Annotated in this window: 14 protein-coding genes; 6 read left to right on the top strand and 8 right to left on the bottom strand. The window is 67.5% G+C overall.

Features of this window, described 5'->3' with window-relative positions; all coding sequences use genetic code 11:
• Positions 1-206 precede the first annotated feature (206 nt).
• The 3 genes from EF294_RS09285 to cofC all read right to left on the bottom strand — a co-directional run bounded on the left by EF294_RS09285 (position 207) and on the right by cofC (position 4,491).
• Positions 207-1,145, bottom strand: a complete 939-nt coding sequence (locus tag EF294_RS09285; RefSeq protein ID WP_123928598.1) for an NUDIX hydrolase — start codon at positions 1,143-1,145, stop codon at positions 207-209.
• A 344-nt stretch (positions 1,146-1,489) separates the two neighbouring features.
• The gene (locus EF294_RS09280; RefSeq protein WP_123928595.1) at positions 1,490-3,673 is read right to left on the bottom strand and encodes an RNA degradosome polyphosphate kinase; all 2,184 of its coding nucleotides are present in this window, start codon (positions 3,671-3,673) and stop codon (positions 1,490-1,492) included.
• 38 nt (positions 3,674-3,711) lie between these two features.
• Entirely contained in the window at positions 3,712-4,491 is a 780-nt protein-coding gene (gene cofC / locus EF294_RS09275) for a 2-phospho-L-lactate guanylyltransferase (RefSeq protein ID WP_246007767.1), read from the bottom strand.
• A gap of 121 nt (positions 4,492-4,612) precedes the next feature.
• On the opposite strand from cofC, the gene EF294_RS09270 reads away from it, so the two are divergent.
• Positions 4,613-5,620, top strand: coding sequence for an NAD(P)H-dependent glycerol-3-phosphate dehydrogenase (locus EF294_RS09270; protein WP_185091014.1), 1,008 nt, complete (start codon positions 4,613-4,615; stop codon positions 5,618-5,620).
• 19 nt (positions 5,621-5,639) lie between these two features.
• On the opposite strand, the gene EF294_RS09265 is transcribed toward EF294_RS09270, so the two are convergent.
• Together EF294_RS09265 and EF294_RS09260 are read right to left on the bottom strand one after the other, a co-directional pair.
• Positions 5,640-6,245, bottom strand: coding sequence for a DUF3515 domain-containing protein (locus EF294_RS09265; protein WP_123928586.1), 606 nt, complete (start codon positions 6,243-6,245; stop codon positions 5,640-5,642).
• Positions 6,246-6,302: 57 nt separating this feature from the next.
• Positions 6,303-6,548: an Lrp/AsnC ligand binding domain-containing protein gene (locus EF294_RS09260; protein WP_123928582.1), complete on the bottom strand. Its 246-nt coding sequence runs from the start codon at positions 6,546-6,548 to the stop codon at positions 6,303-6,305.
• 162 nt (positions 6,549-6,710) lie between these two features.
• Here EF294_RS09260 and thiL point away from each other — a divergent pair, with 162 nt between their 5' ends.
• From thiL to EF294_RS09245, 3 genes are all read left to right on the top strand, one after another.
• Positions 6,711-7,808, top strand: a complete 1,098-nt coding sequence (gene thiL, locus EF294_RS09255) for a thiamine-phosphate kinase (protein ID WP_123928579.1) — start codon at positions 6,711-6,713, stop codon at positions 7,806-7,808.
• A gap of 96 nt (positions 7,809-7,904) precedes the next feature.
• Positions 7,905-8,426, top strand: coding sequence for a gamma carbonic anhydrase family protein (locus EF294_RS09250; protein WP_123928576.1), 522 nt, complete (start codon positions 7,905-7,907; stop codon positions 8,424-8,426).
• A 1-nt stretch (position 8,427) separates the two neighbouring features.
• Positions 8,428-9,108: a uracil-DNA glycosylase gene (locus EF294_RS09245; RefSeq protein WP_123928573.1), complete on the top strand. Its 681-nt coding sequence runs from the start codon at positions 8,428-8,430 to the stop codon at positions 9,106-9,108.
• 198 nt (positions 9,109-9,306) lie between these two features.
• On the opposite strand, the gene bluB is transcribed toward EF294_RS09245, so the two are convergent.
• The 3 genes from bluB to rpmB all read right to left on the bottom strand — a co-directional run bounded on the left by bluB (position 9,307) and on the right by rpmB (position 11,058).
• Entirely contained in the window at positions 9,307-9,963 is a 657-nt protein-coding gene (gene bluB / locus EF294_RS09240; RefSeq protein WP_123928571.1) for a 5,6-dimethylbenzimidazole synthase, read from the bottom strand.
• Positions 9,944-10,756, bottom strand: coding sequence for an enoyl-CoA hydratase/isomerase family protein (locus EF294_RS09235; RefSeq protein ID WP_185091013.1), 813 nt, complete (start codon positions 10,754-10,756; stop codon positions 9,944-9,946). The genes bluB and EF294_RS09235 overlap by 20 nt, the downstream gene beginning before the upstream one ends.
• A gap of 110 nt (positions 10,757-10,866) precedes the next feature.
• The gene (gene rpmB, locus EF294_RS09230; protein WP_006370596.1) at positions 10,867-11,058 is read right to left on the bottom strand and encodes a 50S ribosomal protein L28; all 192 of its coding nucleotides are present in this window, start codon (positions 11,056-11,058) and stop codon (positions 10,867-10,869) included.
• Positions 11,059-11,571: 513 nt separating this feature from the next.
• On the opposite strand from rpmB, the gene EF294_RS09225 reads away from it, so the two are divergent.
• Positions 11,572-13,203, top strand: coding sequence for a DAK2 domain-containing protein (locus tag EF294_RS09225; RefSeq protein WP_185091012.1), 1,632 nt, complete (start codon positions 11,572-11,574; stop codon positions 13,201-13,203).
• Complete coding sequence (recG, locus tag EF294_RS09220) at positions 13,203-15,605, top strand: ATP-dependent DNA helicase RecG (protein ID WP_123928565.1); 2,403 nt, start codon at positions 13,203-13,205, stop codon at positions 15,603-15,605. The genes EF294_RS09225 and recG overlap by 1 nt, the downstream gene beginning before the upstream one ends.
• Positions 15,606-15,664 lie beyond the last annotated feature (59 nt).

The following is a 15,664-nucleotide window of genomic DNA, read 5'->3' as shown; positions in this document are numbered from 1 at the left end:
ACCGGGTCATGCCCCGGGCGACCACCATCGCACTCACCCCTGACGAACTTCCCTCGTCAGGGGTGAGTTGCTGTCTGGGCCCCGCCATTGACTTGGTGTCTTCGGCTCGGTGGTGACTTGTCGCCTTCGGCTCGGTGGTGACTTGTCGCCTTCGGCTCGGTGGTGACTTGTCGCCTTCGGCTCAGTGGTGACTTGTCGCCTTCGGCTCAGTGGTCGAGACGTGGCAGCGGAGAATCGATGTGGTCGGCCGCCACCAGTGCGCCCGCGAGTGTCGAGAGCACCCACACACTTCCCTTGCGGTTGCGCGCCTCGGGCAGCAAAAGACCGTCGTGCTGGGCCCACCACTGCATCAGCGGTGGAATCACCTTGCCCTGACTGCACACCGCACGTACCCGCCCGTCTCCGGCCTTGGCGAGGTCCCTGATCCGCGCATGTGCCGGTGCCGGGTCGTCGGCGTAGGCCGTCTCCGACAACGCGGCTTCCGCGACAATGGTGCCCCCGAGATGATCTCGGGTCGGGGTGAGAGTCTCGACACAACGCACCGGATTCGCACTGTGCAGTTCGCTCACCCCGAACGCCGTCAGCAAGGGCACCAGCGCCTGCGCCTGCTCCCGGCCCGTCGCGTCGAGAGGGCGCGTCCGGTCCTCACCTCGATACCGAGAACGGCTGCCCGCACGCGCATGCCGCACCAGCAGCAGCGTCGTGAGCCCGACGGGCAACCGTGTGAACTCCTTCAGCACGGAACGATCCAACCGATAGCTCAGGCGATCTGCCGCCTGCTCCGTCGACAACCAATCCAGCTCGTCTACCTCATGATTGGCCTCAAAGTGCCCACCCACCGACTCGGCTGACCAGTACCGGACATGCTTGCGGCCGTGCGGCAGATCGTAGGACACCGTCGTCAGCAGCCGACCCAAACGCACCACATGCCCGGTTTCCTCGTCGATCTCCCGGACAGCGGTATCGATCAGGGTCTCACCGGCGTCGAGCTTGCCCTTGGGCAGGGTCCAATCGTCATACCGCGGGCGGTGCACCACCCCGATCTGCACCGCCCCCTTCGATCGGCGCCACAACACCCCACCGGCTGCCCACATGGCCCTGGCGGGAGCGCTTTCCCGCGAATCCGACTTGACCGACTTGGACATCGCCTCGTCTACACCTCTGCTCTTGTCGACACCCGTGAACCCTGGAACGCGGGCGATCGTAGCCGACCACGGTTACCGGGCGATGTCGACCCGCCTCGCCGGGATCATGCGCCCGAGTCCCGGCGGGATCATGCGCCCGAGGCCCGGCGGTGTCATGCGCCCGAGGCCCGGCGGTGTCATGCGCCCGAGGCCCGGCGGTGTCATGCGCCCGAGTCCCGGCGGTGTCATGCGCCCGAGTCCCGGCGGTGTCATGCGCCCGAGTCCCGGCGGTGTCATGCGCCCGAGTCCCGGCGGTGTCATGCGCCCGAGTCCCGGCGGTGTCATGCGCCCGAGTCCCGGCGGTGTCATGCGCCCGAGTCCCGGCGGCGATTCCGGCGCATCATCTGTCGCTGATGATCGCGCACCTCTTCACCCACCGCGGGGGAAGCCACCCAGCTACCGTCGGAATGCAGCACCCAGCACCGGGTTCGCGGATCGAGAGCGGAGGAGAAGATGTCGTCGAGTTCACCGGTAAGGCGCTCGTCGCGCACCTGCACCATCACCTCGATCCGACGATCGAGGTTGCGGTGCATCATGTCCGCGCTGCCAATCCAGTACTCGTCCTGCGCCCCGAAATGCATGATGCGCGAATGCTCCAGGAACTGTCCGAGGATCGAGCGCACCGCGATGTTCTCACTCACACCCGGCATCCCTGGCCGCAATGCACAGATCCCGCGCACCACGATCTCCACCGGAACCCCGCTCTGCGAAGCCCGATACAGGGCGTCGATGACCTGCTCGTCGACGAGCGCGTTGGCTTTCAAACGAATCCGCGCACGCGCGTCGCCCTCGTGATGAGCGAGGCTCTCCCGGTCGATCCGTTCGATGATCCCCGAACGGATGCCGTTCGGGGCAACCAAGATGTTGCGGTACTCGGTCTTGCGGGAGTAGCCGGTCAGCGTGTTGAACAGATCGGTCAGGTCGGCGCCGATATCCGGTGCGGCGGTGAGCAACCCGACGTCCTCGTACAGGCGGGCGGTTTTCGGGTTGTAGTTGCCCGTCCCGATGTGGCAGTAGCGCTTGATCGTCGAACCCTCGCGTCGCACCACCAGGCATGTCTTGCAGTGCGTCTTCAGGCCGACCAGACCATAGACGACGTGGACACCGGCCTGCTCGAGTTGACGTGCCCACTTGATGTTGGCCTGTTCGTCGAAGCGCGCCTTGATCTCCACCAGCGCCACGACCTGCTTGCCCGCCTCGGCGGCGTCGATGAGCGCGTTGACGATCGGCGAATCCCCGGACGTGCGGTACAGCGTCTGCTTGATCGCCAATACGTGCGGATCGGCAGCAGCCTGTTCTATGAACCGCTGAACGCTGGTGGAGAACGAGTCGTAGGGATGATGGACGAGCACGTCACCTTCGCGCAGGGTGGAGAAGACGCTCTTGGGTGTCTCGCGTTCCCCGAACGCCGGATGCGTTGCGGGAACGAACGGACGATCCTTCAAATGCGGACGATCCAGACCGTAGATCTCGAACAGTGAGGACAGATCGAGCAATCCGGGTACCTGGATGACGTCGGCCGGATTGACGTCGAGTTCCCGCAGCAGCAATTCGAGCATGTGCTCGCTCATGTCGTCGGCGACCTCGAGACGCACCGGTGAACCGAAACGTCGACGGGCGAGTTCGCGTTCGAGAGCCTGCAGCAGGTCCTCGTCGCGATCCTCCTCGACCTCGAAATCTGCGTTACGAGTGATCCGGAAGACGTGATGCTCGACGATCTGCATCTGCGGGAACAGGTGTTCCAGATTCGCGGCGATGAGGTTTTCCATCGGCAACAGCACGGCCGGGTGGTGGCCGCGTCCGTCGGCCACCGCCGACCCGGGAACGAGCTGGTCGACGCGCACGAAACGATTGACGTTGTCGGGCACTTTGACTCGCGCGAAGTGCTCGCCGCCCTCGTTGGTGTCCTTGACCGTCACCGCCAGATTCAGCGATAGTCCGGAGATGTAGGGGAACGGATGGGCCGGATCGACGGCGAGCGGGGTGAGTACCGGAAAGACCTGCTCGTGAAAGTGTTCCACCATCCGATTCTGCTGATCGGCATCGAGTTCCGACCACGACACCACGTGAATTCCGTTGTCCGCCAAGTCAGGTCGCACCGAATCGAGGAACACCCGAGCATGCCGGTCGGCAAGGGTTTGGGTGCGTCCGGCGATGCGCAGCAACTGCTCGCGGGGGGAGAGGCCGTCCGCGGACCGCACCGACAGACCGGTCTCGTCGCGGCGTTTGAGCCCGGCGACCCGCACCATGAAGAACTCGTCGAGATTCGAGGCGAAGATCGCCAGGAACTTCGCGCGCTCGAGCAACGGCAGCGACGTGTCCTCGGCGAGTGCGAGCACACGCGAATTGAAGTCGAGCCAACTGAGTTCGCGATTCAGATAACGGTCCTCGGGCAGATCGGCCGATTCATCTGGTGCCAGGGTGGCCGCCGGCGGGGCGCCGGGGATCGCGGTGAGTGGCTGGGTCGAGGTGTCGTCTGCGGGGCTCACCGCTCAATCATGACGCATCGGTCCGGCGAGCCGCAGCCTCACCGCCCGGCCCGGGTCCACCACGACGCCCGAGGTCGGGTCATCGGCCCGTCGAGACCGAGAACAGCTCGCGTGTGCGCTCCCACTCCCAGCGCGACCGCGGCCTCGAGGTCGGCCGCGGTGTCGACGTCGGTGCGCAGATCCGGCCAGCGCCGGTGCGCCGGATCTATCTCGAGTGCTCCGTCGGCGCGATGTGCGGCGGCCGAACCGATTCCGAAGCGAGGCAGTCGAACATCGTCGGCGGGACGCAGGAGTAGCGCGGTCCCGTCGCCGCCGGCGTCGGTGACCAGTGCGTGCGGGATCTCGGTGCATTCATCGAGTACGGCGCGGATGCTGGCGGCGCCTGCGGCAGGGAGATCGGCCTGCACCATCAGCACGCCCCGGACGTCGCGCCGGTGGGCGCGTATCCACTCCGCCCCCTGCGCGTAGGCAAGGTTCAGTGACGAGTCCGGGCGTGCGACTTCCGGCAAGGCCAGGGCCCCGGCGGCCGCGACCGCCCGCAGAACGTCGTCGTCGGGGCTGACCACGACGATCGGCTCAAGTCCCGCCGACCGCACCGCCGCCAGCGTGTCGAGCAGCATCGAGAGCACCAGCTCGCCGTGCTCACCGATCCGTGTCACCGGCGATGCCGGGGCAGCTGTTCCGGAGGCCGCGCTTGGTGAGGTGCGGGACGCGGCGAGACGGGTCTTGGCGGCGCGGAGGTGTTTGACAACCAGAACGGCGGCCACCGCCGGCGTCTGCACGTCATCGTTGCTGTTCTCGCCTCCCACACTCCCCATGATGGATCACGCGGCGCAGTCGGCGCCGACCGCGTGCCCACCGGACACCCCAATCACGGCCGATCGGGATCGGCCGCGGGCTAGGGTGAAAGGCACAATCGATCGGTGAAGGGTGGTGGACGTGCGCGCGGTGGTCATGGGTGCCGGTTCGTGGGGGACAGCGACGGCGAAGGTTCTGGTCGACGCGGGAACCGATACCGTGTTGTGGGCCCGACGGCCCGAGCTCGCCGAGACGATCAACTCCGAGCACACCAACCCCGACTATCTCACCGGCATCGCACTGCCCGAGCAACTCCGTGCCTCCAGTGATCTCGCGGAGGTATTGCCCGATGCCGACATCGTCGTGTGCGCGGTGCCGTCGCAGTCGTTGCGCGACAACCTGACCGCGTGGAGGCCGCATCTCGGATCGGACGCGACGCTGGTATCGCTTGCCAAGGGGATCGAGACGCACTCGTTGATGCGGATGAGTGAGGTGATCGCCGAGGTCGGCGAGGTGCCCGAGGATCGGATCGCGGTACTCACCGGTCCCAACCTCGCGCGGGAGATCGCCGAGGGGCAGCCGGCGGCGACGGTGATCGCGTGCCGCGATGAGCAACGGGCACAAGCGCTGCAGAGTGCCTTCAATACCGGCTACTTCCGCCCGTACACCAACACCGACGTCGTCGGTTGTGAGATCGGTGGCGCGGTGAAGAACGTCATCGCCCTGGCGTGTGGGATGGCCAGCGGCGTCGGGTTCGGACAGAACACCCTGGCGACCATCATCACTCGTGGCCTCGCGGAGACGATCCGGCTCGGTGTCGCCGTCGGCGCGCACATCGAGACCCTCGCCGGTCTGGCCGGTATCGGTGATCTGGTGGCGACGTGCTCATCTCCGTTGTCGCGCAACCGAACCTTCGGTGCGCGACTCGGCGAGGGGGCGACAATGCAACAGGCGCAGGCCGCGACCAACGGGCAGGTCGCCGAAGGCGTGAAGTCGTGCACGTCGGTGCGTGCGCTCGCCGCCCGGCACGAGGTGTCGATGCCGCTGACCGATGCGGTCCACGGTGTGTGCCATTCCGGCATGTCGGTCGCCGACGCGGTCGCGTCGTTGCTCGGTCGCACCACCAAGCCCGAGGTCTACCGGGACTGAGCCGAGTACGGCTCGCCGATCACCCGAAATCCAAAGGACCGGTGGGTAATACGCGACCGATGGCCGCCGAGACGTCGGTGATCGAGGAGTTGCCGCCACTGACCGGAACCCAAAGCGCCACATACGGCCGGTGATCAACGCACACGTAGGCCTGCCCACGGTTCTCGATCGTGTCGGTGATGAACCACTGCACCCCGTTGACCGTCTGGAGTCGGCTCGACGGGGCGAGTTCGCTCGGCCGGTCCACACCACAGCGCACGGTCACCGGGTCGCCGCCTTCGGACCCCTTCCAGGTTGCGGTGCCACCGTCGACCTGCTTGGCGCCGAACCCCTCGAACGACCCCGGTAGCGCGGCGATCAGTGTCGCGCACCGGCCGTCGGCGGACGCTGGCGCCGCGTACGAATCGACCGGGATCTGTTGCTGATCCGACGACTTGAGTGCCGCGAAGGCGATGAATCCGACGATGAGCATGATCGGGATGGTGATGAGCGTGGCGATCAGGGCCGGGCTCAATCGCGGATCCGAGCGGCCCTCGTATCGCGCGTGATCGGGCTCGCCGGTGGTCGTCTCGGTGGGCTCAGGTGTGTCGCGCCCATCGCCGGGGGAGTCTTCGGGGCTTCTCACACGCCTCACCCTAACCGTGCCGGCGCCCGCGCCCCGCGACTGCCCGTGCGGAGTGGCTCAGGGCTCGGCGGACACCACCGGGCATGTGAGGGTGCGGGTGATGCCGTCGACCTTCTGGATCTGCGGGACCACATCGTTGCGTAGATGCGCGGCGTCGGCTGCGTCCACCCGAACGATCACGTCGTACGGACCGCTGACCTCTTCGGACGAGGCGACCCCAGAGATCTCTGCGATGGTCGCCGCGGCCAGAGCCGCTCGTCCGACCTCGGTTTGGATCAGTATGTAAGCCTGAACCACGGCCATCCTCTCCACACATCTGCCACGTCGCGGGAGTCGGGCTGATGACCCCGCAGGCGGTGCCGTGGCGACCGGGCTCACAACGCCCGAACCACTACACTGCTGGGACACATTGTTGCTGACAACCCCGTGGGTGGCGAGTCGGCACCGCGAGGGAGGGGAGTCGAGGTGGGCACCGAGCCCCTCGGTGGTCGGCCCGAGCACGAGGTTGATCAGCACGAGGTTGATCGGCATGACGTCGGTGGGCACGAGGTCGACAGGTCGGCGGTCGACGGGTCCGGGACGCTCGGCGAGGTGGGGGAGCGAGCGATCATCGCGATGTTCACCTCAGCGGTTGCGCACCGGCCCGAATCGTCGTCCGGCAGCGACATCGTGATCGGTTCCGGTGACGACGCTGCGGTTTTCGACGTCGGGCCGACCGTCATCAGTACCGACACCGCGGTGCAGAACCGACACTTTCGGCTCGAATGGTCCGGCGCTACACAGATCGGTGCGCGCACCGTCGTGCAGAGTGCCGCCGACATCGCCGCGATGGGCGGCCGGACGACCGGAGTGGTTGTCGCACTGGCCTGTCCGCCGCAGACCACGGTTGGTTGGCTCGCCGATCTGAACACTGGCATCGTCGATGCCGCGCACCGGCTCGGGGCGCGGGTCCTTGGCGGTGATCTCGTGGCGGCCGATGAGATCGTGGTGAGCATCACCTCGGTCGGCGCCCTCGACGGTCTCGCGCCGGTGACATTGTCCGGTGCGCGTGCCGGCGATGTGCTGGCGGTCAGTGGTCCGCTCGGATCGGCGGCGGCAGGGTTCGCGGTGGTTAGTCGATCCGGTGTCGCGCCGATGGCGCGGTGGCAGCGCGACGCCGATCCACGTGCGTCGGTGGTCTCGGCGTTCCTTCTGCCGGCGCCGGATCTGTCGCAGGGCGTCCTCGCCGCACGCGCGGGAGCCCACGCCATGACCGACATCTCCGACGGCCTGGTGGAAGAACTCCGCACCATGGCTTCCTCGTCGGGGGTGTCTTTGGCCGTCACCGGAGATGCGGTGCCCAGATGCGCGGGGGTGGACCAGGTCGCAGCCCTGCTGGGTGCCGATGCGCGGACCTGGGCACTGACCGGCGGGGAGGACCACGAACTGTTGGCGTCGTTCGCGCCCGGCGCGGTACCGCCCGGGTGGACCGAGATCGGCGAGGTCCGACCGGGACCGGCCCGCGTCACCATCGACGGCGCCGACATCGCCGGGCTCAACGGATGGCGCGCATTCGAGCGCTGAGGCTCTCGGCAGTCGGTGCTTGATGGTTGGTGGTTGACACAGGTATTCGCGGGGTGGCGGACCGCAACGAGTACCGGCGGTGATTAGATCACCACCATGGCGATTTATGCGCTCGACGACCGTGAACCTGAATTGGGAGAGAACGTCTACGTCCATCCCGATGCGACGGTCATCGGCGCGGTGACCCTCGCCGACGGCGTCTCGGTGTGGCCTGGCGCAGTGCTGCGCGGTGACTACGGCACGATCACCATCGGTCGGCGCACCAACATCCAGGACGGCACCGTCATCCATTGCACGCCGATTCATCCCACCGTCATCGGTGCGGGCTGCGTCGTCGGCCACAACGCCCACATTGAGGGCTCGACCATCGGTGACGATGTGTTGATCGCGTCGGGGTCTGTGGTGCTCAATGGCTCCACGGTCGGCGCGGGTGCGATCGTCGGGGCCGGTGCGGTGGTCCCCTTCGATGCAGTGGTGCCCGCACGCAGAATGGTGCTCGGCATCCCCGCGAAACTGCGTGAGGGATACGAGGTACCACCGGGACACCTCGAGATGAACGTCGAGATGTATTTCCAGAACGCCCAGCACTACCGGACATCGCTCCGGAGGCTCGACTGACATGGCGCCCAAGCCACTTGCCGAACTCCTCGACCCCGGTTGGGCACACGCCCTGGAACCGGTGGCCGACGTCATCACCGAGATGGGGCAGTTCCTGCGCGCCGAGAACGAGTCCGGGCGCGGTTACCTGCCCGCCGGACAGAATGTGTTGCGCGCCTTCACCAGTCCTTTCGACGACGTTCGGGTACTCATCGTCGGGCAGGATCCCTATCCCACACCGGGGCATGCGGTGGGTCTGAGTTTCTCGGTGGCGCCGGAGGTTTCGCCGATTCCGCGGTCGCTGGCCAACATCTACACCGAGTATTGCGAGGACCTCGGCTATCCGCGCCCGGCCAACGGTGACCTGACACCGTGGGCGCGCAATGGTGTCCTGCTACTCAACCGTGTGCTGACCGTGACGCCCGGAGAACCGGCCTCACACCGCGGAAAGGGTTGGGAGAAGGTCACCGAATGCGCCATCAAGGCTCTCGTCGACCGGGACGACCCGTTGGTGGCCATTCTGTGGGGGCGTGATGCCGCGGGCCTGCAGCAGTGGATGCCCGACGTCCCGGCCATCGTCTCGGCACACCCCTCACCCTTGTCGGCGAGTCGCGGGTTCTTCGGGTCACGGCCCTTCAGCCGCGCCAATGCCGAACTCGAGGACCTCGGCGGCGAGCCGGTCGACTGGCGCCTGCCGTCCTGAGCGTCTGAATCCCTGAGCCCCGCGCGCCCGAGACCTCGCCGACGGCGCCCTTCATTTCGCCGACGGCGCCCTTCATTTCGCCGACGGCGCCTGCCGCCGTCGGCACCGAGCGCTGTCGGCGTCGGGGAGAGCGCTGTCGGCGGGAATCCGAGCGCTGTCGGCGTCGGGGAGAGCGCTGTGTTGTCCGACGCCGACAACTCAGCGGGAGAAGCGCCGCGCCTTCGGATCGGTACGTTCTTGCCAGCCGACGCGCTCGAGTTCGGGAACGTCGGTGGTGGTTTTGGGGTATCCCAGGCACAGGTAGGCGGTGAGCGACCAGGTGTCGGGCACCTCGAGGGTGCGGTGCGCGGCCGCGGCGTCGAGGATCGAGAGCCATCCGAGGCCGACGCCGTGTGACCGTGCGGCGAGCCACAGCGAGGTGACGGCTGCCACCGTGGAGTAGTCGAGCGTCTCGGGCATGGTCGCGCGCCCGAGACCGTGCCCTTGGGGCAGTTCATGTTCGGTGAACACCGCGAGGTGGACCGGGGCGTCGTCGAGCCCGGCGAGCTTGAGCCCGGCGTAGAGCCGCGCACGTTCGCCGGCGTAGCCGTCCAGGGCGTCGGAGTTGCACCGAGCGAAGTTCTCCCGGATCTGTCCGCGGCGCCGCGGTGATCGCACCTCGACCCATCGCCATGGCTGCGAGTTGCCCACCGATGGAGATGATTCGGCGCGATGCAGAATGGTCTCGAGCAGGTCCGCATCGATCGGGTCGGTACGGAACCGGCGAACATCACGCCGCAGGGCGAACAATCGATCGAGATCGTGGCGGAAGTCCGGGCCGAACTCGGCGCCGGCGTCAGTTCTCGCGTGCGGCAACGAAATCCGGGCTTCGCTTGGCGACGAAGGCGTCAACTCCCTCGATCCCCTCGGGCTCACCGCTGCGCTCGGAGATCGACTGCGCCTCGATGAGAAGATGTTCCGGCAGCGACGTGGTCGCCGACGCGGTGAGTAGGTGTTTGGCGGCCGACAGCGCAGCGCGCGACCCGGCGGCGAGGGTCTGAGCCACCGACTCGGCCTCGGTGGTGATCGCGTCGTCGTCGACGACCCGGGACAGAATACCGATCGAAAGCGCTTCCTCGGCGCGGATGACGCGGTTGGTGAGGATGATCTCGCGAGCGCGGGCGGCCCCGACCGCCCTCGGCAGGGTCCAGGACATGCCGCCGTCGGGAGTCAGGCCAATGCCGCCGTAGGCGGGTCGCAGAGCCGTCGATGTTCCGCCGATCGCGATGTCGGCGTGGAGCACAATGCTCAGACCGGCGCCGGCGGCCCAACCCTTCACGGCTGCGACAACCGGCCGGTCGGCGCCGGCGAGTGCGAGAACGAAGGCATGGAAGATGTCGGCGACCTCGCGGATGTAGGCCGGACGGTCCGGCGCGTCGGCGAAGGCGCGGACATTGCCGCCTGCGCAGAAATTGGCGCCGGGACCGGTGAGGAGGATCGCGCCGACCTCTCGCTCGCCGCGGGAGATCTCGTTGAGTGCCGCGGTGCCCTCGCCGAGCGCGGTGTCGTCGAGGGGGTTGCCGGCCGAGGGGCTCGAGACGGCAATGGTCAGGACGGCGCCGTCCTGGGTCACGGGACAGGGGCCAGCGGCGTCGTGGGTGGCAGTCATATCCGTCACCCTAGCCGGGGTACGAAAAAGACCCGACCCCGGCCCGAGCGTTCGCTCGGTGGGTCGGGTCTGTTCGCCGACGATCGCAGATCGAAGGACCAGAGGGTTGGTCAGACCAGGGAGGTCTTGCCGGCCTTCAGGCAGGAGGTGCAGACGTTCTTTCGCTTCCGGTTGCCCGGGGCGACCTCGACGCGGACCGACTGAATATTCGGATTCCACCGGCGGTTGGTGCGGCGGTGCGAGTGCGAAACGGACTTGCCGAAGCCCGGACCCTTGCCGCAGACGTCACAGACGGCAGCCATAACGAACTCCTCGGGGGTGAGTGATGTGTGGTTCTCGGTCAGCCCGCCGTCACAAGCTCCGGGTGGGGGCGACGACAGCGCGCGCCGTATGTTCGGAGCCACGTTGGCGGCAAGGCAACCCTGCAAGGATAGCGGGCCCGGCCGTCGCGAACCAAATCCGAGCGGGACTACCCACGCGGCGATGCGGCGGAGTCCCCGGGCCCGCGGAGTCCCGTCCGACACCGTCGGTCCTCGCGAGTAACCTCGACCACAGTGGTCGGCGATGTCGGCAACTGCGATGATTCGGTGCTCGCGCGGGTCGTGGACGCGCGTTGTCGGTGGGAGGTGGTGGTGGCGGCGTTCGATCGTGGCATGACCGATGGTGTGGGCGCCGAAGGGGGCGTAGTGCACGGAAACCAGGCGCACGGGAACCAGACGCACGGGAACCAGGCGCACGGGAACCAGGCGCACGGGAACCAGGCGTACGGGGGCACGACACATGGGAACATCGCACGGGCGGGTACGACCCAGACGATGAGCCCGGCGCTGCTGCGTGACTGGGCCGAGGCGAGCGCCGACGGTCTCGACGCGGCGCGCGGAGAGATCAACGACCTCAACGTCTTTCCCATCCCGGATTCCGACACCGGCAGTAACATGGCCTACACGATGCGCGCCGCCGCCGATGCCGCTGCCGCCCTGCCCCTCGATGCCGACATCGCAGCGGTGGCCCGCACACTCGCTGATGCCGCGGTGGGCGCCGCGCGGGGCAATTCCGGCATCATCCTCTCGCAGGTCCTCGTCGGGGTGGCCGATGCCGTCGAGGTCGCGGCCCCCGGGGAGTTGTCGCTGTCTTATCTCGCGAGTGCCGGCCTGCGTCTGGCCGGGCTCGCCGCCCGCCGCGCGGTGAGCGAGCCGCGCGAGGGCACTGTCCTGACCGTCATCTCCGTGGCGGCGGCGACCGCGTCCGCCCATGCCGACGACCTGCCCGGTGATCTGGTGCGTGCCGTGGCCGACCGCGCCGCCGAAGCCCTCGACCGAACCACCGATCAACTGCCCGAGCTCGCCTCTGCCGGCGTGGTCGATGCGGGAGCGCGCGGCTTCCTGGTGTTGCTCGACTCGCTGGTCGCGGTGATCACCGGGGTATCGGCGCGGCGTCGGCGCTACCGGGGTTCACTGATGGGCGGCGGACGGCCGGGCCATCCCGATGACGCGACGTGCTCGGGGTCCTCGGAGATGGATTTCGAGGTGATGTACCTGCTCGACGGCGCCGCGGGCGAACACATCGGTGTCCTGCGCGACGAGCTCGACCAGATCGGCGACGCCGTCGTCATCGTCGGCGATAGCTCCAGTGGCGACGGTGAGCGGTTCTCGGTGCACGTCCACACCAGCGAACCGGGCAAGGCGGTACAGGCCGGTGTGGCGGCAGGACAGATGTCGGATATCCGGATCAGTTGTTTCGCCCTCGACGCCATCCGGTCGCAGGTCGACTCGGCCGAACCGCCGCCGCGATACAAGCGGGCCATCGTCGCCGTCGTCAAAGGACAAGGAGCCGCTGCGCTGTTCGCCGACGCGGGCGCCGCTGTGGTGCGCGCCGACGGCGGGGTGAGTACCGACATACTGGCGCAGGCGATTCGCGAGACCGACGCCGCGCACGTCATCGTCATGGCCAACGGTGCGATGACCAGCCAGGATCTCGTGTCCGTTGCCGCCGACGTCCGATCACAGCAGCGGTCGGTGGTGTCGCTACCGACCCTGTCGATGGCTCAGTGTCTGGCTGCGCTGGCCGTACACGACCCAGGGGAATCCGCCGACGCCGATGCCTACGCGATGGCCGAGGCGGCGGCCGGCGCCCGATGGGGATCCCTGCGCCGCGCCGAGGGCCGCATGATGACCCTGGCCGGTACCTGCGAGGTTGGCGACATCCTCGGACTCATCGGTTCGGAGGTGCTGGTGATCGCCCCGGATCACACCGAGGCCGCGACCGCCCTTCTCGACCTGATGTTGGCCACCGGTGGCGAGATGGTGACGGTGCTGGCCGGCTCCGAGGTCGACGATGCCGCGCTGGACGCGCTGGCCGAACATGTGCGGCGCAACTACGCGGGCATCGAGTTGAGCGTGTACGCCACTGGTCAGGGCGACGACCTGATCCAGGTCGGGATCGAGTAGTGGCGGCCAGGCGCACCTCGACCGGTCGGTCTGGACATACCCCGGCGGCGACAGACGACGCCGTCATGGTTCCGTCGGTGCTCCCCGGGACGGTCACGTTGTCCGGAGAGTTGGCCGGTGTGCTCGGCCCGAAGACGGCTGCGGGTCTGGCGACCATCGGGATCTCGACCGTCGGCGAACTGCTCCGGTATCCTCCGCGCCGCTACGTCCGGCGCGGTCAGCCATCGGCCTCCGAGGAACTCGAGGAGGGGGAGTGGGTCACTATCGTCGGGCGGGTTACCAAGGCGAACATGACGTCCATGAAGGCGCGGCCGGGAAAGATCCTCCGGCTGTCGGTCATGGACGAGAAACGAACCTTCGAGGTGAGCTTCTTCAATCCCTACAGCGTCGCTCGCGTGCTCACCGCCGGACGGAAAGTGATGCTGGCCGGCACGGTGAAATTCTTCCGGAGTCAGCCACAGCTGACCCATCCGCAGTGGTTGGTGCTGCCCGAGGCCGGTGACGACCTGGAGAAGGTCGTCGGCAGTCCGATGATGATGGAGATGTACGAGATCGAGCGCGCCGCAAGCGAATCCGATCCCTCGGCACCCAACCCCCTGCTCGCACTCTTTGATCGGTCGATCATCCCGATGTATCCGGCGACGAGTACCTGCCAGTCGTGGGAGATCTGGAGCGCCGCGCGTCGTGTCCTCGACCTCGTCGGGCCCCTGCCCGATGCCCTCGACGAGGCGCAGCGTCGGGAACGGTCCCTCATCGGCACCGACAACGCGGTCCGCTCAGTCCACCTCCCGGAGTCCGACGGCGAGATCGGTCCCGCGCGTGAACGCATGAAATTCGATGAGGCACTGGCGATCCAGCTGGTCCTCGCGCAGCGGCGGCTTACCGGGCGCACCGACACCGCACCGGTCTGCCCGCATGTGGCGGGCGGCCTCGAAGACCAACTGCTCGCCCGGCTGCCGTTCACTCTGACGATCGGACAGCGTACCGTCGCCGAGGAAATCGGCACCGACCTCGGTCGCGACGAGCCGATGAGCCGGCTCCTCCAGGGTGAAGTCGGCTCGGGCAAGACATTGGTGGCGCTGCTAGCGATGCTGCGCGTCGTCGACAACGGCCACCAGTGCGCACTTCTAGCGCCCACCGAAGTGCTTGCTGCGCAGCACTATCGAACGATCTCGGCGATGCTCGGTGACCTGGGCTCGGCCGGCCGGCTCGGCGCCGCAGACGGTGCCACCCAACTCGCCCTGGTGACCGGATCGATGAAGACCAAGGACAAACGAGAGACGCTCCTCGACGTCGTCACCGGGCAGGCCGGCATCGTGATCGGCACCCACGCCCTACTCGAGGAGAACGTCAGGTTCTTCGATCTGGGCATGTTCGTCGTCGACGAGCAGCACCGGTTCGGTGTCGAGCAGCGCGACACCCTCCGCGGACGTGGCCGCGACGGCATCGCGCCGCACGTGTTGGTCATGACAGCAACGCCGATCCCGCGCACCGTCGCGATGACCGCATTCGGTGATCTTGACACCTCCGTGCTGACCGAACTACCCGCCGGTCGCCGGCCGATCACGACCAACGTCGTACCCATGGGTAAGCAACGGTGGGTCGATCGGGCCTGGGAGCGTGTCGATGAGGAGGTTGCCGCGCACCGTCAGGTCTACGTGGTGTGCTCGCGCATCGGCGACGATCCCGACGCGCCGGCGCTCAAGAAGGCGGCGCCGAAAAAGGCGACAGCGCGCAAGGGGCGCAAGCCCGCACGAGGTGCCGGTGCCGATGAGGACGGGTCCGAGGAAGAGACCGTCGCGGTGATCGATCAGTTCCACGAATTGCTTGCGGGTCCGCTCGGAGGGCATCGGATCGCGATGCTGCACGGACGCATGCTGGCCGAGGACAAGGCCGAGACGATGGATGCGTTCGGCCGCGGCGAGATCGACATCCTGGTGTCGACGACGGTGATCGAGGTCGGCGTCGACGTGAAGAATGCGACGACAATGGTGATCGTCGATGCCGACCGGTTCGGCGTCAGTCAGCTCCATCAGTTGCGCGGACGCGTGGGCCGCGGTGGACTGCCCGGCCTGTGCTTGTTGATGACCAGGGTGTCGCCGGGTTCGAAGTCGATGGAACGACTCGAGGCGGTCGCTGCGTCCAATGATGGATTCGAGCTCGCCCAGATCGATCTCCAACAGCGAAGGGAGGGTGATGTCCTCGGTTCGCTGCAGTCCGGCGGCAAGACGTCATTGCACTTCCTGTCGCTGCTCGACGACGTCGAGATCATCGCCGACGCGCGGGATCTCGCGCAGGACATCGTCGCTGTGGACCAGACACTGGCCGACCACCCTGCGATGGGTGCTCTGGTGGACGCGATCCTGGTACCGGACAAGATCGCATACCTGGAGAAGTCGTAGCGGCCAGGCCGTTCTCGGTCGGCTCTTCGCGCCCGCAGGGATCACCTGGCCGCTGCGAC

The sequence above is a fragment of the Gordonia oryzae genome, assembly GCF_003797185.1.
In the GTDB taxonomy this organism is placed as follows: Bacteria; Actinomycetota; Actinomycetes; order Mycobacteriales; family Mycobacteriaceae; genus Gordonia; species Gordonia oryzae.
The sequence above is the reverse complement of the archived record's forward strand: the minus strand, read 5'-3'. Positions and strand labels throughout refer to the sequence as shown.

Coding starts and splice junctions, on each gene's coding strand:
- EF294_RS09245 (WP_123928573.1), top strand. CDS start 8,428: ATGGCGCCCAAGCCACTTGCCGAACTCCTCGACCCCGGTTGGGCACAC.
- rpmB (WP_006370596.1), bottom strand. CDS start 11,058: ATGGCTGCCGTCTGTGACGTCTGCGGCAAGGGTCCGGGCTTCGGCAAG.
- EF294_RS09285 (WP_123928598.1), bottom strand. CDS start 1,145: ATGTCCAAGTCGGTCAAGTCGGATTCGCGGGAAAGCGCTCCCGCCAGG.
- EF294_RS09260 (WP_123928582.1), bottom strand. CDS start 6,548: ATGGCCGTGGTTCAGGCTTACATACTGATCCAAACCGAGGTCGGACGA.
- EF294_RS09250 (WP_123928576.1), top strand. CDS start 7,905: ATGGCGATTTATGCGCTCGACGACCGTGAACCTGAATTGGGAGAGAAC.
- EF294_RS09235 (WP_185091013.1), bottom strand. CDS start 10,756: ATGACTGCCACCCACGACGCCGCTGGCCCCTGTCCCGTGACCCAGGAC.
- EF294_RS09225 (WP_185091012.1), top strand. CDS start 11,572: ATGAGCCCGGCGCTGCTGCGTGACTGGGCCGAGGCGAGCGCCGACGGT.
- cofC (WP_246007767.1), bottom strand. CDS start 4,491: ATGGGGAGTGTGGGAGGCGAGAACAGCAACGATGACGTGCAGACGCCG.